Below are 22,046 nucleotides of genomic sequence, written 5' to 3'. Positions count from 1 at the left end.
ATTTATGCAGCATTTAAAAACTGAGCAGTTGATCGAGGGCCTAGAAATTATTTTACAGTCTCCAAAAGATAATGGAGGTGTAGAAATGATTGTTCGAAGACCCAAAGAGAATGAACGCGAAGTATTAGATGTTGGTCAATTAGACCTAGAATTAGGTTTAGTAGGTGATAACTGGAAAACAAGAGGGAGTTCAAGAACTAATGATGGTTTTGGGCACCCTCTTATGCAATTAAACCTTATGAATTCACGAACGATTGAATTATTAGCACAAACGAAAGTAAGATGGCCGTTAGCAGGGGATCAGTTTTTTGTTGACTTTGATTTAAGTGAAGAAAACATTCCACCTGGTACTCGTTTATCTCTTGGTACTGCTATTATCGAAAGGACTAATATTCCACATTTAGGATGTAAAAAATTTGTAGAAAGGTTTGGAATGGATGCCATGAAATTTGTAAATTCGAAACAAGGAAAGTTGTTAAACCTAAGAGGAGTAAATGCGAAGGTAATCACTCCTGGTGTAGTAAAGGCAAACGATAGAATTAAGAAATTATAGATGATTAATTTATCTTAAACAAAGAGACAACGTTAGTTTTTTAAATAACTTATTGCATTAGGTCCTTCCATAAAAATGAGGTCCAAAATACTTAAGTTGGGTATAAAACCATATTTATCATCGAAGACTTGGGTGTATTGTTTAAATTTAAACAAGGGTTTAAATTTTGGCGTAGCCAAAATTCGAGAGTCCTTCATAATAGGCTCCTTAAGGTACTCTGTTGTTTTGGAAAATGAAATTTCCTCTTGTAATGCGTCTAAAATAAATTCGTGGGTCTTAATATTTAAATCTTGAAGAAAATTATGCTTTGTTTCAAAGATTGGCATGATATCATCCTCGTAAAATTCATAATATGGAGATGATCTATAAGCCGCTTGTAGTGTTTTAAGTTGTCGTTTCTGCCAAGCATATTCGTTGTCCACTTTTGTGTCTTTAGTTTTTTGCTTAATCATCGAATCATGAGTTCGAATTATAGGGACATTCATTTGTAATTTGCCAAGAGAAGCATAAATGTAACAGCGGTTTCTATAAGTTTGTTTTTGAAAATTATCTTCTACTTCAAAAACAATGGCATCGTTTTGAAGGATGACCATATACTGTGAAATTGGTGCAAAATATGTAGGAAGAAATAACACAGATTACGCTTTTTTCTTTTTTATGAAATTGCTATAAATTAACCAAATTGCCAAGCCGCCTAAGAAAAAGTAAAAGTAGGAGCGTGGTTTGCCTTCACCATGTACGGTAGTAAACAAACGATCCCATCTAATTTTATTTTTAATGCCATCGCCATTGGTTTCCCAACTCATCCATATAAATACGGGTTTTCCAACAACATGGTCAAAAGGAACATATCCCCAAAAACGAGCATCTAAAGAACTTTGTCTGTTGTCACCCATCATCCAATAATAATCTTGTTTGAATGTGTAATTGGTTACTCTTTCCCCATTTATATAAACTTCATCACCATTGAATGTAACATTTTCATGGTGTTCGTATTCTTCAATTAAATGTTTGTAAAAAGGAATAGATTTTTGATCCAATACAACAGTTTCTCCTTTTTTAGGAATATAAATAGGTCCAAAATTATCTTGGGTCCAAGGATACTGAGAGTCATGAGGAAATACTCTTTTATCGAAATTTCCTGCTGGTTCTAACAATTTTGTAATACTCTTTACTGCCGGATTTTTTCGTACTAAAGCAGCTTCTTCGTCAGTTACGTTTAATACAAGGTTTCCTGCTCTATTTCTTCCATATTCTCTTACATTGTATCGGACTTCTACACTCCTTTTACTAAGGTTTTGTCCTTCATTTAAAATAACCTCATGATAAAATTGAGGCTTCGCTCTATCTGGCATAACGGAACGCTCTCCATTTATGTAAATATCGCCATCGATTATTTGCAAGGAGTCTCCAGCAATAGCAACACATCTTTTTACATAATTTGTTTTTTTATCAATAGGTTTGTAAGTGAATTTCCCAGATCGGTCATTCCACATCCATTTTAAAGAATCTGCAGGCCAATTAAACACGACAATTTCATTTCGTTTTATTTTCTGAAGACCAGGTAAACGCATGTATGGCAATTGCACTTGCTTATTGTAAGATCCCTTATCTGTTAAAGGAATGGAATCATGAACCATTGGAAGTGCCAAAGGAGTCATTGGAATTCTTGCACCATAATGAAATTTACTTACAAATAGATAATCTCCAATTAATAGAGATTTTTCTAAAGATGAGGTTGGGATGGTATAAGGTCGCATAAAATAAGTATGAACCAATGTTGCAGCAATTATGGCAAAGGCAATAGAACTCACCCATTCTCCCAAACTACTTTGTGGTTGCAAACTGCGTTCCTCCTTATATTTAACATCGGTAGCATAATTTACATAGTAAATATAAAGCCCGAACGTTAGTAATACGGCTGTGGTGTCTATTCGAGAGTTTTTTCCAAAACTTCGAATAGTTTCAATCCATAAAATTGGAAACATTAATAAGTTTACAATTGGAATAAAAAGTAAAATAACCCACCATTTAGGTCGGTTAATTATTTTCATCAAAATAACAGCGTTATAAACTGGAATTGCCGCTTCCCAAGATTTTCTTCCTGCCTTAACGTATAACTTCCAAGTTCCAGCGAAATGTATTACTTGAAGTGCTGCAAAAAACAACAACCATAATTGAATTAATGTCATAATTTTATTTTAAAAATTTATAGTCCTAATACATCTTTCATTGTAAAGACTCCTTCTTTATTGACTAACCATTCAGCAGCAACAACTGCCCCTAAGGCAAAACCTTGTCTGCTATGTGCAGTATGTTTAATGTCTATTGTGTCTATACTAGATGTATAAGAAACGGAATGTGTTCCAGGTACATCAGGAACTCGTTTCGCAACTATAGGTATTTCGTTTTCTGTATTTGTTACATCTAAAGCCCAATTACTTTTAGAAGTATTTTTTATTATCCCTTCAGCTAATGTTATAGCCGTACCACTTGGGGCATCTAATTTTTTAGTATGATGAATTTCTTCCATACTGATATTATAATCAGAAAGATTTGTCATCATTTTGGCTAACCGATCGTTCAATTCAAAGAAAATATTTACTCCTAAACTAAAATTTGTAGCCGAAATAAACCCGCCTTTATTTAAATTACATATTTCCACGGCTTCTTCATATTTATCAAGCCAACCTGTTGTTCCAGAAACCACAGGGACTCCATTTTCAAAGCAATTGGTAATGTTCCCGAAGGCAGAATTTGGAACGCTAAAATCAATCGCAATATCTGCAGTAGAAATGTCAATATCTTTTGATTCAACATCTATTTTTAAAACAATTTCATGTCCTCTTTCTAAAGCAATTTTTTCAATTGCTTTTCCCATGCGTCCGTATCCTATCAATGCTATTTTCATGAAATGATGTGTTTTAAAAATTGTAAGATAATGCTATTCCACCTATCAGTTTATTTGTGATAGGATCTATTGTTATATTAGGATTAAAGGAGATGTCATCTATGGTGTTCATCTGCATTAAATGCGCATTAACACTAGCCTCAACTATTTGCAGACCATAAATTCCAATGGTAATTAGTAGAGATAAATCTCTACTCTCTTTAAATTGTGTTTGAGCGCGCATCAATGCATCTCTACTTAAGAAAGAATTTCCATTTTCTCCATCAAATTCGTGAGGTTTCCCGTTCTCACCTAATTTAAATGCATCTCTATATCTATTGTATTGATTGTTGTTTTCGATATAAAAATAAATAGAGGTCCCCAATGCCGCGTACACAATAGGAACTTTCCAATACTTTTTATTGTAAACTTGACCAAGTCCTGGTAGTATAGTAGAATAGAATGCCGCTCTAGATGGAGCTAATGGATCAATACTCTCTTCGTCTACAACTTGAATCGATTCACTGATAATTAATTCATCTTCTTGCGCAACTGCTAAATGAACACAAAAAAAACAAACAATAGAAAAAATATATGTTGGTTTCAACACTATTGTAGCAACTTTTTAATTCTGTTAAAATCTTCTTCAGAATGAAATGGAATCACAATCTTCCCTTTGTCTTTACCTGAAACTTTAATGTCTATTTTATGACCAAAATATTCGCTAATTTCCTTGATGCTTTTTTTAATAAATTTTGGCAATTCAGGCTTCTCATTTAAATTTTCAGTTACAATTCCTTCTTTATGGTTTTTAACTAGTACTTCTGTTTGCCTAACTGAAAGTTTTTGTTTTAGAATTTTCTCATATACAGATAGTTGATCATCCTGATTTTCAATATTAATCAAAGCACGACCATGCCCCATAGAAATAAATCCATCTCTCATTCCTGTTTGAATGATAGGGTCTAATTTTAAAAGCCTTAAATAATTGGTAACTGTTGATCTTTTTTTACCAACACGTTGACTCATTTTGTCTTGAGTCAAGTTTAATTCGTCAATCATTCGTTGATAAGACATAGCAATTTCTATCGGGTCTAAATCTTTTCGTTGGATATTCTCAACCAACGCCATTTCCAACATTTCTTGGTCATTTGCCAATCTAATATAAGCTGGGATGGATTTATTGCCTATAAGTTTTGAAGCCCTAAACCTTCGCTCACCAGAAACTAATTGAAATGTATTTCCTTCAAGTTTACGAACTGTAATAGGTTGTATGACTCCTAATTCTTTAATAGAACTAGCAAGTTCGTTTAATGCTTCTTCATTAAAGTAACTTCTTGGTTGAAAAGGGTTTACGTTGATAGAGGTGATGTCGAGTTCAACAATACTACCTACTAATTTGTCAGCGTTGGTATCACTAGCAGAATTGATGTCGGAATTATTGTCTTTTAACAACGCCGAAAGCCCTCTTCCTAACGCCTGTTTCTTTGTTGCTTTTGCCATGTTTATTTATTCCTTTTTAGGATTTCGTTTGCTAAATTAATATAATTTTCGGCTCCTCTACTTGTAGCATCATATTTAATAATACTTTCACCGTAACTAGGTGCTTCACTCAGGCGAACATTACGTTGAATAATGGTGTTGAAAACCATATTGTCAAAATGTTTTTTAACCTCGTCTACTACCTGGTTAGACAATCTTAACCTTGAATCATACATCGTAAGCAGCAAGCCTTCAATATCTAGAGCCCTATTGTGAATTTTTTGAACCCCTTTAATTGTATTTAATAATTTACCCAAACCTTCTAAAGCAAAATATTCACATTGTATTGGAATGATTACAGCATCGGCGGCAACAAGAGAGTTTAAAGTAATCAGTCCTAAAGAAGGAGCACAATCGATTAGAATATAATCATATTCTTCTTTAATCTCTTTCAATGCCTTTTTTAGCATGTATTCTCTTTCTTCCTTATCTACTAATTCAATTTCTATAGCCACCAAATCTATATGTGCAGGAATAATGTCTACATTAGGCGAATTGGTTTTAACAATCGCATCTTTGACTGAAATTGTATGTTCCAATAATTGATAGGTCCCAGCTGTAATTTCATCAATGTCTATACCTAATCCAGAACTTGCATTTGCTTGTGGATCTGCATCTATAAGAAGTATTTTTTGCTCTAATACACCAAGAGATGCAGCAAGATTGACAGATGTTGTAGTTTTTCCAACACCACCTTTTTGATTAGCAATTGCAATTATTTTTCCCATAAAAGTTGTTGAGGTTATTCGTTGTAAAAATACAATTATTTATGAGTTGGTAAAATAGAACTTGTTATATTTAATTTAACGTCTTATTAAACTAAAGTGACCACGAGAAATAATTGTTTCTCCACGTTCATTCGTCAATGCGACTTTGAACCAAAATTCATTGGTTGTAAGGTTTTTTCCATTATATAAGCCATCCCAACCACTACCTAAAGGATTTATAACTACAATTAATTTTCCGTAACGATCAAAAATAGAAATATCTGAAGCTTCCATAGTATTTTTATCATACCCTTGTATTTGCCAGGTATCATTTTCTCCATCGTTATTAGGAGTTAAAAATTTTGGATACCCAAGAATAAAAAAATCTTTTTCTACAATGGAACAATTAAAATTATCCTTAACATATAAGGTATGATATCCGGCCGGGATATTATTGAATATTTGAGCGTTTTGAAAGGTGCTATTCACATCATTCATTGCAAACTCATAGGTGGTTGTTTGATTTCTATTTTCTAAAATTACAGTTACCTCGTGTCCTATCGTTTGCTCTTCTATAGTAATCGATTTTATTTGTACAGCAGGGATTTCGATAACCTCGATTTCTTTAATTTTTGAACAACCAGTTAATAAATGGGTTATTAAAACGGTATATGTTCCTGCCGTATTGACTGTTATTTCTGGATCTGAACTTCCCGTATTCCAATTAAAACTAAAATTACTCTGTTGTACATTTTCGATTTCACTAGATAATTCTAACGGAAAGTTGTTAAAGCAATTATTAATAATCTCATGTTCTTCTATTTCAGGAAAATTGTGAATAATGAGTTCAATAGCGCCAATGCCATAACAAATATCACCAATGGTAATTTTGGCATAAATGGTTTTTTCAGAGGATAAATATAAATCAGGAAGCGGATCTATGATTAATGATGCCTTTTGCTCGGTTTCATGAAAAGTAATTTGTGTAGTTGCTTGCGGTAAGCCTAAATTTTGCGAAATAAAATCCTTCTGGTTTCTAAGGTTAAATTCCGCTTGATTATTTTCAATTTCGCAACTATAAAATGGACTAATTGAGATATCTATTGGAGTATGTGCGATTAGTTTTATACTTGCAATAGAAAAACAATCAGATCCCTTTTTTAAGAGTTTTGCAAATATAATTTCTTCTGGAGCATTGTTTGAGTAAATGTTACTTATTGAGTTGAAATTATTGATATCATTTTCTGCAAGGGCTTTATCCGTGTAAAAATAAAAATCTAATAATTCTATTGGCTCCGACGTAATATGTTCAATAGCCGCTTCTAAATTAAAAGTGCTTAAGCCATCTTGACTATTCGCGTCTTGAGAATCACATTGAATTAATTCAAAGGTATTGGGATTAACATTTGGTGTGTCGAAAATAGTAATTGGTTTTATAATTTTATCGGAGGGTTCGTTCGCAATATATTTAGTTAACGAAACTTCATAAGTGCCGGAATTGGAATAAGTGTGTTGAGGTTCTTCAATAGTAGAGGTGTGCCCATCTCCAAAGTTCCAAAGAACACTATCAAAAGGTTCATCTGATGTAATGTAAAAATTAGTAGTGTCTCCATAACATTGATATTCATAATTGAAATTAAACAAGAAGAAGGATTGGATAAAGGGAGGTAATCCAAGTGTTGATTTATTGTCCAATTGAAGGGAGTAGGGGATATAGTTACAATTATTACCTAATTCCTCTGGATTTTTAATAACTGAAAGGCTGGTAGTGTTTGTTGCTCTATAGATTTTTCCATCTATCGCTAATTGCAATGCTCCAGCAATTGCACTTGAGGTGTTGATTATTTTTTTTGAAGACTTTACGTCGTTAGCGGATAAATTAAATTGATATAAATTACTTTTTTCTAATATATCATCTTTGTTAAAAATGGATGATGTGATATACAATTTTTCTGATTTAGGAGAGAATTCCACTCCGTACGGATATTCACTAGAAATTAAGTTTTGGGCGCTGGTGACAGCACCAGTAGTTGCATTAAAGTTGTATAAAAACACTTTTCCACTTTTTTTAGTACCAGTTCTTGGGCTTCCTGCAGTTGTAGAACTATGAGCAATAGCCAACTTTTCTCCGTTAGGTGATGCTTTTAAATACCCAATGGCAGTTTTGTTAATACCGTCATCATCAAATGCAGGATTTATAGTTTGTCCTGTCGTTGAAATTGTTGGATTTGGTTGAATACCATTGGCGTCTATTTTAAAGGCGTAAAATCTATCGACAAAATGTGTAATAGCCCAATAGGAAATTCCGTCTGCATGTAATACGGCCGTGATTTTTTCAGAACATTTGAACTCTTTTTCTAAAAAATTGTTTGGGTTATATGTTAATAGATGTTGATTTTTTTGATTAGTAATAACTCCACCCAATCCACCATCCAGTGTCATATCTACCAAACTATAATTTAGTCCAGAAATAGGGTCGTCTTCTGTTAGGTAATAATTCGGTTTATCCACTGTAAGAACATAATAAAGTGTTCGGCTTCCTGGCTTAGGGATAATTAAGGCTGCTTGTGTGCTAGAGTGATGCCCCAGTAAGTTATCACCGTTTAATAATACATCATGGTTTCTATTCCAGATAGTATTACCATCGCTATAAAAAAGTAAATTCCCGTTTCTATCAGAAATTGTAGCACAACCTTCGTTTGAAATTAAAGTACTTCCGTTTTTGTTGGTTGGCACTCCAGAATTAAAATTAAGTCCTGCATTTACTCCAAAAAACCAATTGCTAGCTTCTTTTTGTGCAATTAGTTGAGTGGTTATAAATAAACAAATAAATAAGAAATACTTAACTTTCATTCCAACTTTTCTATAGTCAATTTGCTCAGTTTGGTAATAAACTTGCGAATTAGTTATTTAGGTTAAAGTTATTGAAATGTAGTTTGTTAAGTTGTTTGTATTTAGATAATTAAATGTTAAATTTCGTTTAGAAATATTAACAATTTTAACAAATTGTGTTAAAATTAAAACTTATACAATCGTATTAAATGATTAGCGCCTTATTAAACTGAAGTTCCCTTTTCGGTTTCTAGTTTCACCATTCTTATCGATTAATTCTACCGAGAACCAATAGTCGTCGGATGGGAGTTCTGTTCCGTTATAGAATCCGTTCCATCCCTCTCCTAAGGGATCTACTTTTGCTAATATCTTTCCAAATCTATCATAGATATAGATTAATGAAGTTGGATAAAAATCTCGACTTACGCCCAAGATGGTCCAAGTATCGTTAAATCCATCGTCATTGGGGGTGAAGAATTTAGGAAATCCAATTACGGATACTTCTAACATAGCTAATCCACAACCGTTCTTATCTCGCACATAAATGGTGTGCAGGCCCGGCATTACTTGTTCAAATAATGATTCATCTTGATAAGGCCCTAATTCATCGTCTAAAGCAAATTCATAATCACCTAATCCTAAATTGTTATTTTCATTATTTATGGTAATTGTGTTGTTGGATGAATCATCTGTAATGGTGACATCATCATGGTCTAGTACTGCAATATCCGATTCTATTACCGTGACAGTCTGCGGAAACGATTCACAATTCAATCCAGAAGTAGCAATAACGGTATATACACCTCCTACTGAAACTTCAACTGTTGTTTCTGTGCTAATAACTTGGTTATTCTCATCAGTCCACTCATACGTATAAACATCTTTAGGATTAAAGACTTCTAATATTATTGGTGGTAAGTTTAAACAAACTACGGCTTCTGGAATCACTTCAAATTCTGGGCGTTCGTACACAATTAATTCTAAGAAAGGACCTACTCCAAAACAAGCACCATTGTCATTGCTTTCTACACGTACATATAAAGTTTGATTAAAAGGAGTCTCACTCATATAATCGCTTTGAGAAACAATTTCATTCTGTTCTAACTGTGCATCGTTTTGGTTTGTATAATAATGCACCGAAAGATTTTGTCCGGATGGGAACTGAGCAATCATATCAGATGAAGCTTGAGTAAGGTCAAATAAATGCAGTCCATCTATGGTATCATCATCATCACAAGTTTCTAAAGTATAACTATATCCAGCCGGGAAGGAAGTTGTTGAAACTTCTAAAGACACTGTACTTACCCTATGACAGCCATCGACAGTTTCTACTCTTGCATAAACCGTTGCAGCTGTGACATTGTTAAATGGTGATGGATTTACAGCATTTGAGCCAGTATCGGCATCTATCATGCTTAAATGATAGGTTACCGTTAGGTCTGTTGCTCCATTCGTGATATAAGCATTTGCTTCTTCTAAATTGTAATCTGTAAAACCATCTGGATTTCCATCTTCATCACAATTTTTAAATATCATGGTAGGTTGAATTACAGGCAATTCAAAGACCTCAATTGTAAAGGAGGTGTCCGAATAACAAGAACTTTCTAAATTGTTTGTCATACGAACATATATAGTTTGCCCGCCAACTACGGTATTTTGAAAATTAATCGGATCCAAAATTTCACTTGTAGGGTCATAATTAGAGGCCGTAAAATAAGTCAAGGTAAACTCCGAAGCCGCTTGTCCATTTAAAATATCTATAGACCTTTCCGTTAAATCAAATACAATAATACCATCGGTGTCAGTTCCTACAGAAGTATTATCACAATAAGCAATAGACGTAATTGACGCGCTATCTAAAGGAAAAGCAGAATCATAGACTTCTAAGCCAAATGAAGTTGTATCATAACAACTTGGATGTAGAGTGTTTTCAACTCTGACATAAATTGTTGTAACACCACTTTCATGCGGGCTTATAATCGGATTCAAATTTAAATCCGCATCATTCTGAGAAGCATGATAGGTAATAACCATGCCAGACTCTGTATTTATAAGCGCATTTTGTGATGTTAAATCAAATGACATAGTGCCATTATTGTCATCATCACATAAAATCATGTTTGAAGGTTGAATTGGAGTTGGAGTAGTGAATATTTCCAATTCAAATTGTGTATCTGTAAAACAAGTTGGTTCTATTTGGTTAGTAGATCTAACATAAATTGTTTGCCCACCAACTACGCTATTTTGAAATGCTGTAGGGTCGGGGATAGAGATGCTATAAGCAGCATCGGTATAGTACGTTAAAGGGAAATCTGTTGGGTTCTGACCATTAGAAATCAATGGTTGATATACCGTTAAATCTGTAATATTTATGCCATCGTTAAGTGTTCCGTATGATATATTATCACAATTCTGCATCGGAGGGATGCTAGAGGCGTTTAAAGGTAATGCTGATTGATAAATAGTGATATCGAAACTAGTGGTGTCGAAGCAATTATTGTTATTTATATTCTGAATACGAGCAAAAATTGAAATATTCGGAGAATCAAAGGGAACTGGTAATTCATTTGTATTGGCATCCGCGTCTGCTTGAGAACTAAAATATTTCACTTCAAATGTATTCGGGTCTTGACCATTTAATACAACTGAAGAATACATTGTGTCAAAATCGAATGCGAAGGTTCCTGTATATAGAGGGTCGCAAACTATTTGAGTCGTAACTGGGTATGCAATTGGTGGTTCATTAACAGATTGTATACTAAAATTTCCATTTCTAAAACTTGTTCTTCCACAAGCATCAACAGAGGTGACTTCTAAATTATAATCTCCAATGTTGCTTAATTGAATATTAGTTAAAACTAAGTCTTCGGTTGTGGAAACTACATTCCCATTGAAAGTCCATTCATATGTTGCCGTTCCTGAAATTGTTTCAGGGCTTATTGTTAAATCATCACCTAAACATAAATCTACTAATTGACCATTCAGAACAATTGAGTTTCCGCTACCGTCATTTCCTGTAATTTCTATCGGAGAAAAAATAGAAGATAAAAATGGAGGTAAACCCTGAGTAGCCATACCTGTACCGAGATTAATGACATCTTGTTGGTAATCACAATTTATTCCTAATTCATCTGGAGCATTGATTACATCTAAAAACTGCGTGCCTGTCCAATAATCAACAGGTACAGTTGCATATATTTTACCATCTGGTCCTAATTGTAGAGCACCTCTATATCCAATTTGATTTTGAACCATTATAGCGGAATTTGCAACATCGGAATTTGTCAAGTCATATTGATATACTCTATTGTTTATTCCGTCAAAAGTAGAAGCGTAGAGTTTGGTTGATTGCCTTGAAAACTCTAGTCCATACGCGTGTTCAAAATTGCTAGGATCATTAAAAACACGAACAGGATTTGAAGCTTTACCAGTTGAGTCATCAAAATCATAGATAATAACACTACTATTACCTATTGGATTGTCTTGAGTATATAAAAAATGTGCAATTGCTATTTTTTTTCCGTCAGGAGATACTTTTAAATAACCTCTTCTATCATCCCCATCTGTTGGAGCAGGAGCAAAGCTAGAAACAGGTGTTGTATTAACTCCAGACGGATCAACCATATATGCTTTTAAGTTATTGCCATCATAAGAAATAACCCAATTAGTGTTACATTGAGCACCTTTCACTGCAGCAACTTTTTCTGTCCATTGAAGACTTAAAGGACCTGATAAATCCGTAGGTCCACCGACTACTTTTCCCAATCCTCCATTTAAGGACATATCTATGGTGTAATAGTTGAAACCTGGAACCTCGGTGTTAAAATAAGCTCCCACTGTAAAAATGTAAAATTCAGTTGAACTCATAGGTTTAGGAATTATCATAGCAGATTGAGTACTTGAAGGATTTCCCTTTAAGTTAGAACCTCCATCCATAATCAGGTGGTTTTTATTCCAAACAGTACTTCCATCTGAGTAAAATAATAAATTTCCGTTGGGGTCAGAAAAAGCAGAACAACCCTCTTCAGTACGTATTCTTACTAATGGATTAGAAATGTTGGTAACAGTACCATTTGTATAGTCAAATTCAATTCCAGCGTTATGGCCAAAAAACCAATTATTGGCTTCGCCTTGGCCAAGCACGGCATTCGATAATAGCAGTATGAATATAATTAAACTCTTTTTCATTAATTTCTATAAGAGATAGGAACTAACAAAAGTAAGTATATATTTAATTATATAAAAAATAGATTTTATTTAACACTATAAGTCTCTACGCTTTAAAAGTCTGTACGAACCGTAAATAAATATTGCGGTCCATGCTAGAACTATTAATATATCACTAAAGTGAACTGAAAAGTCTTTGCTAAGATCTTCACCAATTTGATTTGCTACAGATTTTACTGCAGAAAATCTAGTGAAAGGTTCTTTTATAAGGTTGGACATTGCTTCTAGCGGTAAAAACTGCATAATGAAATCTACGGCACCTTCAAGTTTCCAATATAACATACCTTTAGTGAAACTTTCTATCATAAACCATACAATCAAAGCTCCAATAGCAAAGGCTGATCGTTTAATTAAGATTCCAAGGAATAATCCCATAGAAAAGAAGCCAACCAATTTAATGAAATAGGCAAAAATATACTCTAGGTCAGAAAAAATAATAGCAGGTTCAGTAAAATCTGAATAAATTAATCCTAAAATTAATGATACTAAAAAAACAAATAATGTCGATACTAAGGCAAAAACTATTACCGTATAGAACTTAGAAAGAATGAATTCTTTTTTGCTTAGTCCATCAATTAGATTTTGTTTTAACGTTTTGTTACTGTATTCATTGGACATCATTGATACGATTACCAATAATAAAAAAATCTTTATAGTTGCGGATAAAAACGTGTTTAAATGCCAGATGTATGGAAAATTAAATATGCCTAATTCTGCTAAATGAAATTTTATTTCACCTATATCAAATTTAATTGAAGCGATTAAAGCGGTTGATGTTAAAAGCACAAAATAAGTTATGATTAATACCTTACTTGCTCTACTGTGTTTTAATTTGTGAAATTCTATATTGAGTAATCTGAACATGATTATTTATCGTTAGTTAGGGTAAGGAATTGTTGCTCTAAACTTGGCTTACGCTTCACCAAGTGCGTTAATACAATGTTTTTGTCGAATAGAAATTTGTTAATTTCTGATGCGGACACGTTTCTATTTAAAGTCGCAATCAACATTCCATCTAATTCTGTTTTAACTGATGAAACTCCATCAAATTCGTTCAAAATTGCAATTAACGCTTCATTCTGATCCTTTGTATTTAAATCTAAGAATCCGTGAGAAGCGGTTATTTCATCAGTTCTTCCCTCGTATAATTTTACACCTTTTCTAATAACCACCACATGAGAACATACTTTTTCAACTTCATCTAGTAAATGCGAAGCTAAAAGGATGGTTGTTCCGTTCGAAGCAATTTTTTTAATGATTTGTCTTATCTCATGAATTCCTTGAGGGTCTAAACCATTAGTAGGTTCGTCCAAAATAAGAATCTCAGGATTGTTTAACAGGGCTGAGGCAATTGCCAAGCGTTGTTTCATTCCCAATGAAAACGTCTTGAACTTGCTGTCTCTTCGTTCGTAAAGATTGACCGTTTTTAATTTTTCATTGATATTGTCCTGAGAAACCCCTTTAATTTTACAAACTAACTTTAAATTCTGAGCCGCTGTCATGTACGGATAGAAATTTGGGCGTTCTATTATTGCACCAACTTTTTTTAAGGCTTCATGTGTAGAAAGGTTTCCATTGAACCAACTGAATTCTCCAGAAGTACGATTTACGACGTTAAGGATAATCCCTAAAGTTGTAGATTTTCCACTACCGTTAGGACCTAAGATTCCGTAAACATTTCCTTTTTTAATTTCGAACGACAAATTATTAACAGCATGAACAGGGCCGTATTTTTTGTCTAGATTTTTAAGCGATAAGATTGTTTCCAATGATTAGTTGCGTTTGGTTGTTATATGTTAAACGACCAAGATACAATAATGTTACAGAAATTATAGAATTATATTGTGTAGCTCTAAATCGATTAAAAATCGTAATCGTCTAAGTTTTCAAATTCTCCAAAGCCATCCATTTCATCTTCATCCATGTCAAAATCTAAACAAGTCTTTTCGGCAGTGAATTCTTTTTCGGGAGCTTCATCAGGCGTTTCTCCAAAAGCAAATGAAACAAAAGGAAGGTCATTTTTTGTAGTGGCTTTAGTGTCTATTACTTCAATAAAAAAGGTCCACATTGAAAAGAAATCATACACATAAATTAATCGGCTAGATTTTGATTGGAAAACTTCCGAAGTCAAAGTATCTTTCATTGGTTTTGAAGTTCCCATATCAAACAATGGGTATTCTTCACCTTGATTCCATTCACTATCTGACAAATAGAAGGAGGCCATTTCTTGACCGTTGAAGCCAAATGCCGAGGCAATCTCTTTATGAACAAGTTCAAGATTAGAAGAATCATCGATAATTAAATCTCTAATTACATCCTTTTCTACATCTAAAATTGCTCTAATTTTTATTGCCATACCTCTGTGTTAGAATGCTGCAAAATTAGCAATAATATAGAATTAATTATGCTATTTTTGTGAATACTTTAATTACAAACGACCCGTTTAAAATGGATGTAAAAAAGACCTTAGACCATATAAATAATCAGGTGTTTAAAAATACACTTATGACAACTTTAGAAATTGAAGTAGTTGAGATTGGTAAAGATTATGTCGTAGCAACTATGCCTGTAAATTCTAAAGTTTATCAGCCAGATGCCTTGTTACATGGAGGAGCAACAGTTGCCTTGGCAGAAACAGTAGGGAGTTTAGCATCTCATGTATCTGTAGATTTGGAAAAGTATTATGTAAAAGGGCTAGAGATTACAGCCAATCATTTAAAAAGTGTGAAGAATGGATTGGTAACGGCAACAGCAAAACCCATTCATAAAGGAAAAACTACTCATTTATGGGAAGTTAAAGTTGAAAATGATCAAGGAGATTTAATTTCGTTAGTTAAGTTGACGACCATTGTCTTGCCAAAAAAGAAATAGACATGCGTCCATTCTTAATGAAATTATTTAAAGTTGTAAGTGCAATAATTATTGTACTGTTGACTGTCTTTTTGATATTGATTCATAATTTTTTTCAGCCTAAGTCCAGTGAAGAAATTTCATTTGATTTTAAAGAGTCTTCGAAAGAAGTTTATATTAGTAATAAGGATATTGACGGGAAAACAATTCGAATTTTAGCATCTCAATTTGAAATTGATACGCTTAAACCAACTGTCGTGTTAGTGCACGGTAGCCCAGGCTCAGGCATGGATTTTAAAAAATATTTACAAGATACAGAACTCTCCAAAAAGGCAAATTTAATTACTTATGATAGGGTAGGATATAATTTCGGCAGCAATGACGAATTATTACCAATACGAAGTGAGGTCCAAATTTTAGAGCAATTAATTAGTGAATTGTCTGCATCTAAAACTATAATTGTTGGTTATTCCTACGGAGGCCCAATTGCATTAGGTGTTAAAAGTGAGTATAAGGAAGTAATTTTATGCGCTCCTGCTGTTATAGCTGAAGTAGAGCCGATGTTTTGGTTTTTAAGTTTTTATAAATGGCGAGCTACAAAATGGTTAGTTCCAGAAATGTTGCAAACGGCGTCTAAGGAAAAGTTAGGCCACGCCAGCGATTTGAGGTCTATGGAACAAAATTGGGGTGCAAATCCATCAAAGATTAAAACAATTCACGGCGATAAAGATTGGATTGTACCATATGAAAACGCTTTAGAATTACAGCAAATTTTTCCTAAAGATCAATTTGAATTGAAAACCTTAAAAGGCGCAAGTCATGATTTAATTTGGTCGAGATTTGAAGAGGTGAAGGAAGAATTGTTAAAAAGTATAGAAGCATAATGTCAATTTCAAATTTTATTGATGAGAATCTAAAAAAAGAACTTCCTTTTGTGGTGTTCAGAAAAGGAGAGCATTCTAAAGGGATAGGATATTTCCAAAAAGAACCAGAGAATGAAGGTTCGTTTGAATTGGATGCACCTCGCTTTGTATTTGCTCCTTTTAATAATGAGCATGAATCTTTAAGTATTTTATTACAAAATGCAAAGAAAGAAGTTTTTGATACGGAAACTAATCTTGAAATATCGAAAAAACAAATTGTTGAAGAGACCATTGTTTCAGAAAGAGAGTATCATGTAAATTTGGTAAGAAAGGGTATTGATTCGATAAAGGGCTCAGATTTAAGAAAAGTTGTACTAGCAAGAAAAGAACAAAAAGAGGTTGGAGATTTAGATCCTTTTATAACTTTCCAAAAAATGTGTGCTAGATACCCAAACGCCTTTGTTTATCTATGGTATCATCCTAATTCCAATATTTGGATGGGAGCCACTCCAGAGAGATTGATTGCGCTAAAAAATAATAAATTTGATGTGATGGCGCTCGCAGCTACCCAAGAATATACAAATACATTGGAAGTTTCTTGGGGAACAAAAGAGCGGGAAGAGCACCAGTTTGTTGTAGATTATATTTCGGATAAAATAAACGATTTTAATATTGAAGTTTCTAAAACCTATACGGTTAAAGCGGGTAGTTTATTGCACCTTAGAGCAGATATCGAAGGAGAGATTTCTAAAGATTCCGAAGGTTTAGAAGCCTTAATAAATCGATTGCATCCAACGCCAGCAACTTGTGGGTTGCCAAAAGAATTGGCCAAAGATTTTATTTTAAATAATGAAAATTTTAATCGCGAATTCTATACTGGATTTTTGGGAGAATTACGTCCTGGGACTTCCGATTTATACGTTAATCTCCGATGTATGAAAGTTGAAGGGACTAAGGTCTCAATTTTTGTTGGAGGAGGAGTTACAAAGGATTCCGACTCAGAAAAAGAATGGTTAGAAACTGTGGCCAAGGCCAAAGTAATGCGTAATGTATTATAATTAGTTCTTTCCTATTTTCAATTTTGAAATTGCGTACCTTTGCCCATTCATAATAATTCAGAATGCCACAATACCCTAAAAACGATTTAGCGCAACTTGTAATAGCTTCTTGTGTGGCACATGATATTGCACATGTCATAATATCACCAGGTTCTAGAAATGCCCCGTTAACAATTGGTTTTGCAAATTATAAAGAGGTTAAAACTTTTAGTATTGTTGATGAGCGTGCTGCAGCATTTTTTGCCTTAGGTTTAGCACAGCAATTAAGAAAACCGGTGGCCCTTGTTTGTACTTCTGGATCGGCATTGTTGAATTATTATCCTGCGATAGCAGAGGCCTTTTATAGTGATATTCCACTTGTCGTAATTTCAGCAGACAGACCAAATCATTTAATTGATATTGGTGATGGCCAAACGTTGCGACAAGAAAATGTGTTTAGCAATCATATAGTAGGTAGTGCTAATCTTGAAGAGAATTTTGAAAAAAATAAAGACCTCCTAGTAAAGGTATTGCAACAATGTATATTAGAAAATGGCCCGATCCATATCAATGTTCCATTTGATGAACCTTTGTATGAATTAACCAATACTATAAAAGTTTTAGATAAAGCGAAATTAAGAATTGAAGAAACACCGTTAGACGTTGATGAACTTCAGAAATATGCAGATATTTGGAATGGTTCTGCAAAGAAAATGGTTTTGGTAGGAACTTCTTTTCCAGATGAATTATTGCAAATTCAATTAAACAAAATAATAGAGGATGAGTCGGTTATTGTATTAACAGAAACAACTTCAAATTTGGTTAATTCACAGTATATAAACGGAATAGATAGAGCAATCTTTCCTTTAAATAGTGAAGATTTAGAGGATTTAAAACCAGAAATATTATTAACTTTTGGAGGAATGGTTGTTTCTAAAAAAGTAAAACAGTTTCTTAGAAATCATAAACCGAAACACCATTGGCATGTCGATTCTAAAAAAGCGTTCGACACCTATTTCAGTTTAACGAAACATTTTGGTATTTCTCCACAATTGTTTTTTAGCCAGTTTTTCTTTTTAACTCAAAATGTTCAGAGTAATTATCAGAGACTATGGCTAAATATTAAAAGAGAAAGAATAGAAAAGCATAAGGAGTTTATAGATGAATGTGAGTTTTCAGATTTAAAAGTATTCGAAACAGTTCTAAAATCAATTCCAAAAAATGCACAATTACAATTAAGTAATAGTTCTATTATTAGATATACGCAGTTGTTCGATTTAGATCCTTCTTTAAAAGTATTTTGCAATAGAGGAACTAGCGGTATAGATGGAAGTACAAGCACTGCTATTGGAGCATCATTAATTCATAAAGAGTCGACAGTATTTGTTACAGGTGATATAAGTTTTCTATATGATAGCAATGCTTTATGGAATAACGATATACGATCAGATTTTAGGGTTATTATCATCAATAATGATGGAGGAGGTATATTTAAATTTATACCCGGACCTAAAGAAACTAATGCCTTGTCATATTTTGAAACACCTCATGGATTAGATGCAAGTTATTTGGCAAAAATGTTTGGATTTGAATATGAAAAAGTGGAAGATGTAATAGGATTAGAAAAATCTTTAGAACAGTTTTATAAGGGGTCTGAGCACCCAAAAATATTGGAGGTTTGTACACCGAGCCAATTAAACGACTTAATTTTAAAGTCGTATTTTAAATCATTAAAATAAAAGTTATGAGTTATAAAGTAGGAGAAAAAGTAGAATTGATAATTGGTAGAATTTCTAGATTGGGGTTTACCGTATTAATTAATAAAGAAGTAGAAGGCTTACTTTATAAGAATGAATTGTTCGAAAAGTTGGAGGAGGGAGAAACCAGAGCAGGTTATATAAAAAAGGTACGTGAAGATGGTGCAATAGATGTAAGTCTTCAGCCTATCGGGTTTAAAAAGACTTTGGTGGAGAATGAAATTAGAATTTTGAATGCACTTAAAAAAACAGAAGAAGGTTTTTTGCCATTTCATGACAAGAGTAGTCCTGATGATATTAAGTATGGACTAAATATGAGTAAGAAGGCTTTTAAAAGTGCTATTGGTGGACTCTATAAAAATAAATTAATTGCTATAGAGCCCAATAATGGTATAAGATTGTTGAGTTATTAAATGGCTAACTTTTCTTTTAAATCTTGCGGTAGTGCATTTTTATGCACCATAATAGAAACCGATTTTAATTTAAAAAAGGCTTCACTCATATAGACATAACCTCCATTATTCACTCTTTCACTATTTTCTCCGTTACCCCAAGAATTTTTAATTTTATAATATAAATTACCTTTTTGGTCTTCAACCAAACCAATAATATGCATTAAATGATCGTCGGTAGTATTGTAATTGTTAAATTCTTGTTGGCGTAATTCAGGTGTAATTTCTAATTCAGGCACAATTTCGGTTAGCGCTTTTTTATTATTGCTTTCGTCTTTTGGGCTAACGGCAACACCATATTTAGAAGAAAATGTCTTTTCTGAAACATCACCATCCCATTCTATAGTATACCCTTTGTTAAGGATGTCTTTCGTAATTGTATTAAACTCTTCTAAGGGAACATTGTAAAAACTACCATTTGAGAAATTATCTGGAATGTTTAATACAAAACTATCATAATATGGAGCGTGCTTAAAAGAAGTAATGGTTACATAATCTTTTGGGTTAATTCCTGTTAGTTCTAAAAACTCCTTTGGTGTATAAACTTTTCCTTGATAAGTGAACTCTTCTGGTTTTGCACCTAATTTTTCATCTAAAATTTGTTCTGTGTCCCTTTTCCAATTCGGATGTTCGGATTTGTCACCATCTTTAATATATGCATCTAATACAACCTTTAATTCAGGAACAATTGTAGAATGGTCATGCTTTATCTCTCCATTTAATAATCCTGAATACGCACTTTCTGGAACTAAACCATCCGTTTTTATAGAGTTCATTACATCATGCGCTAAGCCACCTTCGCTAAATTGTGCTTTTCCTTGGCGCATTACATAATTCCAGGCTTTTTTAGAATAGGTAGCACGTACGTTGTAAATTTCTGAAATATCAATCAGTTCACCAGAATTTCTATAAATTTCTGACTCTATAAAAGAGGTTGCTGAAAAACTCCAGCAAGTACCTGTTCTTCCTTGACTCTTTACATCAGAAGCTTCAATATCAACAATTGTTTTGAATTGATACTTTGATTCTGTAGGAAGAATATTTATTTGATTAGGAGTATTTATGTCCTGAGCAAATGTAAATGCACATGCAAAAGTTAGCGCTAATGTTAAAAATTTATTCATGAAGTAGTTATTTTAATTTTTGCTAAAATATTAAATAGAATTTGATAATTAATTGGTTTATTTCATTTTACCGACAACACGTTCTACATTTTTATAAAAATTGTCGGCATCTTCAATACCACTTGTAATTTTCATATAACCTTCTTTGTAGGCTTGTAGTGCTTGCTTGTATCGTCCTCTAAATTCAAAATCCAAACCAATATAATAATCGCCTAAATGGGATTCTGGAAATAATTTATAAATCATTTCTCCAAAGTCACGCAAATATTCTCCATTCTCTTTATCTATAACAATAGATTCTATAGCATAAATGTCTTTTTCTCTCATTTTTAAATTTGTACCGAATAAATATTCAATGTCTACATATTTGTTTTCTAAATACGCAATTGCATCTGGAGGACTTAAGTTTTTAATTCTTTCATCAAATTCTTTTTTTGATATTGAAGAATACATTTCAAAAATGAAAGCCATAGCACTTGGTATAGATTGGCCAATAGATGAGGTTAATGTAGCCCCTGCTAGATTGTCAAATTTGTAATTAAATTTAGGATTGTTTTTAGATGAAAGTGCAGCGTTAGCAGATTCGATAACGGTATTTCGCTTTTCAGAATTATAGTCTCCAGTACTTAAATAATAGTAATAATTATTGTTCTTAATTTGTGCGATATTCGCATCTAAAAGCGTTGGCATATCAGTCGCAAAATAAGGGTTTATGCTAATAAATGCGTTAAAATCAGGGTCGTCTTCGATAAAGAAATAATTTGCAAAATTTGCGGTGATAGTATTTCCAACAATAGTTTTAAAGGGAGAAATCCTATAGTTTTGCTCCATAAAATTGGCTAATTCAGAACGTACAAACCTATAAAAAAATTCACTTCTTCCTGTAGGGTAACTTGTCAGTTTATCATAGGCACAATCGTGATACCTTATGTCACCTGGCTGAGAAATTCCTACTACGATTTGTTCTGGAGCTTTGTCTTTTTTTGCAAATAAAATTGAGTTGCCAACAACTACATCAAACATATAATCAGCGTCAAATACTATAGTTAAGGGGTAATATCTTGTAGAGTCTATTTCATAAGATGGTGGTACATATATTTTTATTTCTCGTTGTTCTTCTAATTCATAAGAATCTAAATGTGTTGTAATGGTGTTTTGTCCTTGAATAATGGAAGTTATACAAATGCAAATAAGGAATAGTATTTTTTTCAT

Annotated in this window: 19 protein-coding genes; 6 read left to right on the top strand and 13 right to left on the bottom strand. The window is 33.1% G+C overall.

Going from position 1 to position 22,046, the window contains the following annotated elements:
• Nucleotides 1-4: 4 nt before the first annotated feature.
• The gene (locus RM519_RS04565; RefSeq protein ID WP_311592378.1) at nucleotides 5-553 is read left to right on the top strand and encodes a hypothetical protein; all 549 of its coding nucleotides are present in this window, start codon (nucleotides 5-7) and stop codon (nucleotides 551-553) included.
• Nucleotides 554-585: 32 nt separating this feature from the next.
• Here the strand turns inward: RM519_RS04565 and RM519_RS04560 are convergent, their stop codons facing one another.
• From RM519_RS04560 to RM519_RS04510, 11 genes are all read right to left on the bottom strand, one after another.
• Nucleotides 586-1,188 carry a WbqC family protein gene (locus RM519_RS04560; protein WP_311592377.1) on the bottom strand — a complete coding sequence of 201 codons (603 nt, stop codon included), beginning with the start codon at nucleotides 1,186-1,188 and terminating at the stop codon, nucleotides 586-588.
• 3 nt (nucleotides 1,189-1,191) lie between these two features.
• The gene (gene lepB / locus RM519_RS04555; RefSeq protein WP_311592376.1) at nucleotides 1,192-2,745 is read right to left on the bottom strand and encodes a signal peptidase I; all 1,554 of its coding nucleotides are present in this window, start codon (nucleotides 2,743-2,745) and stop codon (nucleotides 1,192-1,194) included.
• A 17-nt stretch (nucleotides 2,746-2,762) separates the two neighbouring features.
• Nucleotides 2,763-3,464, bottom strand: coding sequence for a 4-hydroxy-tetrahydrodipicolinate reductase (gene dapB / locus RM519_RS04550; protein ID WP_311592375.1), 702 nt, complete (start codon nucleotides 3,462-3,464; stop codon nucleotides 2,763-2,765).
• Nucleotides 3,465-3,477: 13 nt separating this feature from the next.
• Nucleotides 3,478-4,053 (bottom strand): DUF5683 domain-containing protein, encoded by a 576-nt coding sequence (locus RM519_RS04545; protein WP_311592374.1) that lies wholly within the window; start codon nucleotides 4,051-4,053, stop codon nucleotides 3,478-3,480.
• A complete protein-coding gene (locus RM519_RS04540; protein WP_311592373.1) occupies nucleotides 4,053-4,946 on the bottom strand; it encodes a ParB/RepB/Spo0J family partition protein in 894 nt (297 codons plus the stop codon). Before RM519_RS04540 ends, RM519_RS04545 begins: the two co-directional genes overlap by 1 nt.
• Nucleotides 4,947-4,948: 2 nt before the next feature.
• Entirely contained in the window at nucleotides 4,949-5,713 is a 765-nt protein-coding gene (locus RM519_RS04535; RefSeq protein WP_311592372.1) for a ParA family protein, read from the bottom strand.
• Nucleotides 5,714-5,788: 75 nt separating this feature from the next.
• The gene (locus RM519_RS04530) at nucleotides 5,789-8,545 is read right to left on the bottom strand and encodes a T9SS type B sorting domain-containing protein (protein WP_311592371.1); all 2,757 of its coding nucleotides are present in this window, start codon (nucleotides 8,543-8,545) and stop codon (nucleotides 5,789-5,791) included.
• Nucleotides 8,546-8,737: 192 nt separating this feature from the next.
• A complete protein-coding gene (locus tag RM519_RS04525) occupies nucleotides 8,738-12,712 on the bottom strand; it encodes a T9SS type B sorting domain-containing protein (protein WP_311592370.1) in 3,975 nt (1,324 codons plus the stop codon).
• A 75-nt stretch (nucleotides 12,713-12,787) separates the two neighbouring features.
• A complete protein-coding gene (locus tag RM519_RS04520; RefSeq protein WP_311592369.1) occupies nucleotides 12,788-13,615 on the bottom strand; it encodes an ABC transporter permease in 828 nt (275 codons plus the stop codon).
• 2 nt (nucleotides 13,616-13,617) lie between these two features.
• On the bottom strand, nucleotides 13,618-14,520 hold the full coding sequence (locus RM519_RS04515; protein WP_311592368.1) for an ABC transporter ATP-binding protein: 903 nt from the start codon (nucleotides 14,518-14,520) through the stop codon (nucleotides 13,618-13,620).
• A gap of 92 nt (nucleotides 14,521-14,612) precedes the next feature.
• Entirely contained in the window at nucleotides 14,613-15,107 is a 495-nt protein-coding gene (locus tag RM519_RS04510; RefSeq protein ID WP_311592366.1) for an IS1096 element passenger TnpR family protein, read from the bottom strand.
• A gap of 92 nt (nucleotides 15,108-15,199) precedes the next feature.
• Here RM519_RS04510 and RM519_RS04505 point away from each other — a divergent pair, with 92 nt between their 5' ends.
• The 5 genes from RM519_RS04505 to RM519_RS04485 all read left to right on the top strand — a co-directional run bounded on the left by RM519_RS04505 (nucleotide 15,200) and on the right by RM519_RS04485 (nucleotide 19,671).
• A complete protein-coding gene (locus RM519_RS04505; RefSeq protein WP_311592567.1) occupies nucleotides 15,200-15,622 on the top strand; it encodes a PaaI family thioesterase in 423 nt (140 codons plus the stop codon).
• 2 nt (nucleotides 15,623-15,624) lie between these two features.
• Nucleotides 15,625-16,485 (top strand): alpha/beta fold hydrolase, encoded by an 861-nt coding sequence (locus RM519_RS04500; RefSeq protein ID WP_311592365.1) that lies wholly within the window; start codon nucleotides 15,625-15,627, stop codon nucleotides 16,483-16,485.
• Nucleotides 16,485-17,522 carry an isochorismate synthase gene (locus RM519_RS04495; protein ID WP_311592363.1) on the top strand — a complete coding sequence of 346 codons (1,038 nt, stop codon included), beginning with the start codon at nucleotides 16,485-16,487 and terminating at the stop codon, nucleotides 17,520-17,522. Before RM519_RS04500 ends, RM519_RS04495 begins: the two co-directional genes overlap by 1 nt.
• A gap of 62 nt (nucleotides 17,523-17,584) precedes the next feature.
• The gene (menD, locus tag RM519_RS04490) at nucleotides 17,585-19,240 is read left to right on the top strand and encodes a 2-succinyl-5-enolpyruvyl-6-hydroxy-3-cyclohexene-1-carboxylic-acid synthase (RefSeq protein WP_311592362.1); all 1,656 of its coding nucleotides are present in this window, start codon (nucleotides 17,585-17,587) and stop codon (nucleotides 19,238-19,240) included.
• A 5-nt stretch (nucleotides 19,241-19,245) separates the two neighbouring features.
• Nucleotides 19,246-19,671, top strand: coding sequence for a S1 RNA-binding domain-containing protein (locus RM519_RS04485; RefSeq protein ID WP_311592361.1), 426 nt, complete (start codon nucleotides 19,246-19,248; stop codon nucleotides 19,669-19,671).
• Here RM519_RS04485 and RM519_RS04480 read toward each other — a convergent pair.
• Nucleotides 19,668-20,834 carry a C1 family peptidase gene (locus RM519_RS04480; RefSeq protein WP_311592360.1) on the bottom strand — a complete coding sequence of 389 codons (1,167 nt, stop codon included), beginning with the start codon at nucleotides 20,832-20,834 and terminating at the stop codon, nucleotides 19,668-19,670. The two genes, RM519_RS04485 and RM519_RS04480, sit on opposite strands and share 4 nt — an antisense overlap.
• A 57-nt stretch (nucleotides 20,835-20,891) precedes the next feature.
• Nucleotides 20,892-22,046, bottom strand: coding sequence for an alpha/beta hydrolase (locus tag RM519_RS04475; RefSeq protein ID WP_311592359.1), 1,155 nt, complete (start codon nucleotides 22,044-22,046; stop codon nucleotides 20,892-20,894).

The organism is Urechidicola vernalis, from assembly GCF_031846385.1.
Classification (GTDB): domain Bacteria; phylum Bacteroidota; class Bacteroidia; order Flavobacteriales; family Flavobacteriaceae; genus Urechidicola; species Urechidicola vernalis.
Note: the sequence above shows the minus strand (reverse complement) of the source record. Positions and strands in the feature narration are given on the sequence as shown.

Coding starts and splice junctions, on each gene's coding strand:
- RM519_RS04565 (WP_311592378.1), top strand. CDS start 5: ATGCAGCATTTAAAAACTGAGCAGTTGATCGAGGGCCTAGAAATTATT.
- lepB (WP_311592376.1), bottom strand. CDS start 2,745: ATGACATTAATTCAATTATGGTTGTTGTTTTTTGCAGCACTTCAAGTA.
- dapB (WP_311592375.1), bottom strand. CDS start 3,464: ATGAAAATAGCATTGATAGGATACGGACGCATGGGAAAAGCAATTGAA.
- RM519_RS04540 (WP_311592373.1), bottom strand. CDS start 4,946: ATGGCAAAAGCAACAAAGAAACAGGCGTTAGGAAGAGGGCTTTCGGCG.
- RM519_RS04535 (WP_311592372.1), bottom strand. CDS start 5,713: ATGGGAAAAATAATTGCAATTGCTAATCAAAAAGGTGGTGTTGGAAAA.
- RM519_RS04530 (WP_311592371.1), bottom strand. CDS start 8,545: ATGAAAGTTAAGTATTTCTTATTTATTTGTTTATTTATAACCACTCAA.
- RM519_RS04525 (WP_311592370.1), bottom strand. CDS start 12,712: ATGAAAAAGAGTTTAATTATATTCATACTGCTATTATCGAATGCCGTG.
- RM519_RS04520 (WP_311592369.1), bottom strand. CDS start 13,615: ATGTTCAGATTACTCAATATAGAATTTCACAAATTAAAACACAGTAGA.
- RM519_RS04510 (WP_311592366.1), bottom strand. CDS start 15,107: ATGGCAATAAAAATTAGAGCAATTTTAGATGTAGAAAAGGATGTAATT.
- RM519_RS04505 (WP_311592567.1), top strand. CDS start 15,200: ATGGATGTAAAAAAGACCTTAGACCATATAAATAATCAGGTGTTTAAA.
- RM519_RS04500 (WP_311592365.1), top strand. CDS start 15,625: ATGCGTCCATTCTTAATGAAATTATTTAAAGTTGTAAGTGCAATAATT.
- RM519_RS04495 (WP_311592363.1), top strand. CDS start 16,485: ATGTCAATTTCAAATTTTATTGATGAGAATCTAAAAAAAGAACTTCCT.
- menD (WP_311592362.1), top strand. CDS start 17,585: ATGCCACAATACCCTAAAAACGATTTAGCGCAACTTGTAATAGCTTCT.
- RM519_RS04485 (WP_311592361.1), top strand. CDS start 19,246: ATGAGTTATAAAGTAGGAGAAAAAGTAGAATTGATAATTGGTAGAATT.
- RM519_RS04480 (WP_311592360.1), bottom strand. CDS start 20,834: ATGAATAAATTTTTAACATTAGCGCTAACTTTTGCATGTGCATTTACA.
- RM519_RS04475 (WP_311592359.1), bottom strand. CDS start 22,046: ATGAAAAAAATACTATTCCTTATTTGCATTTGTATAACTTCCATTATT.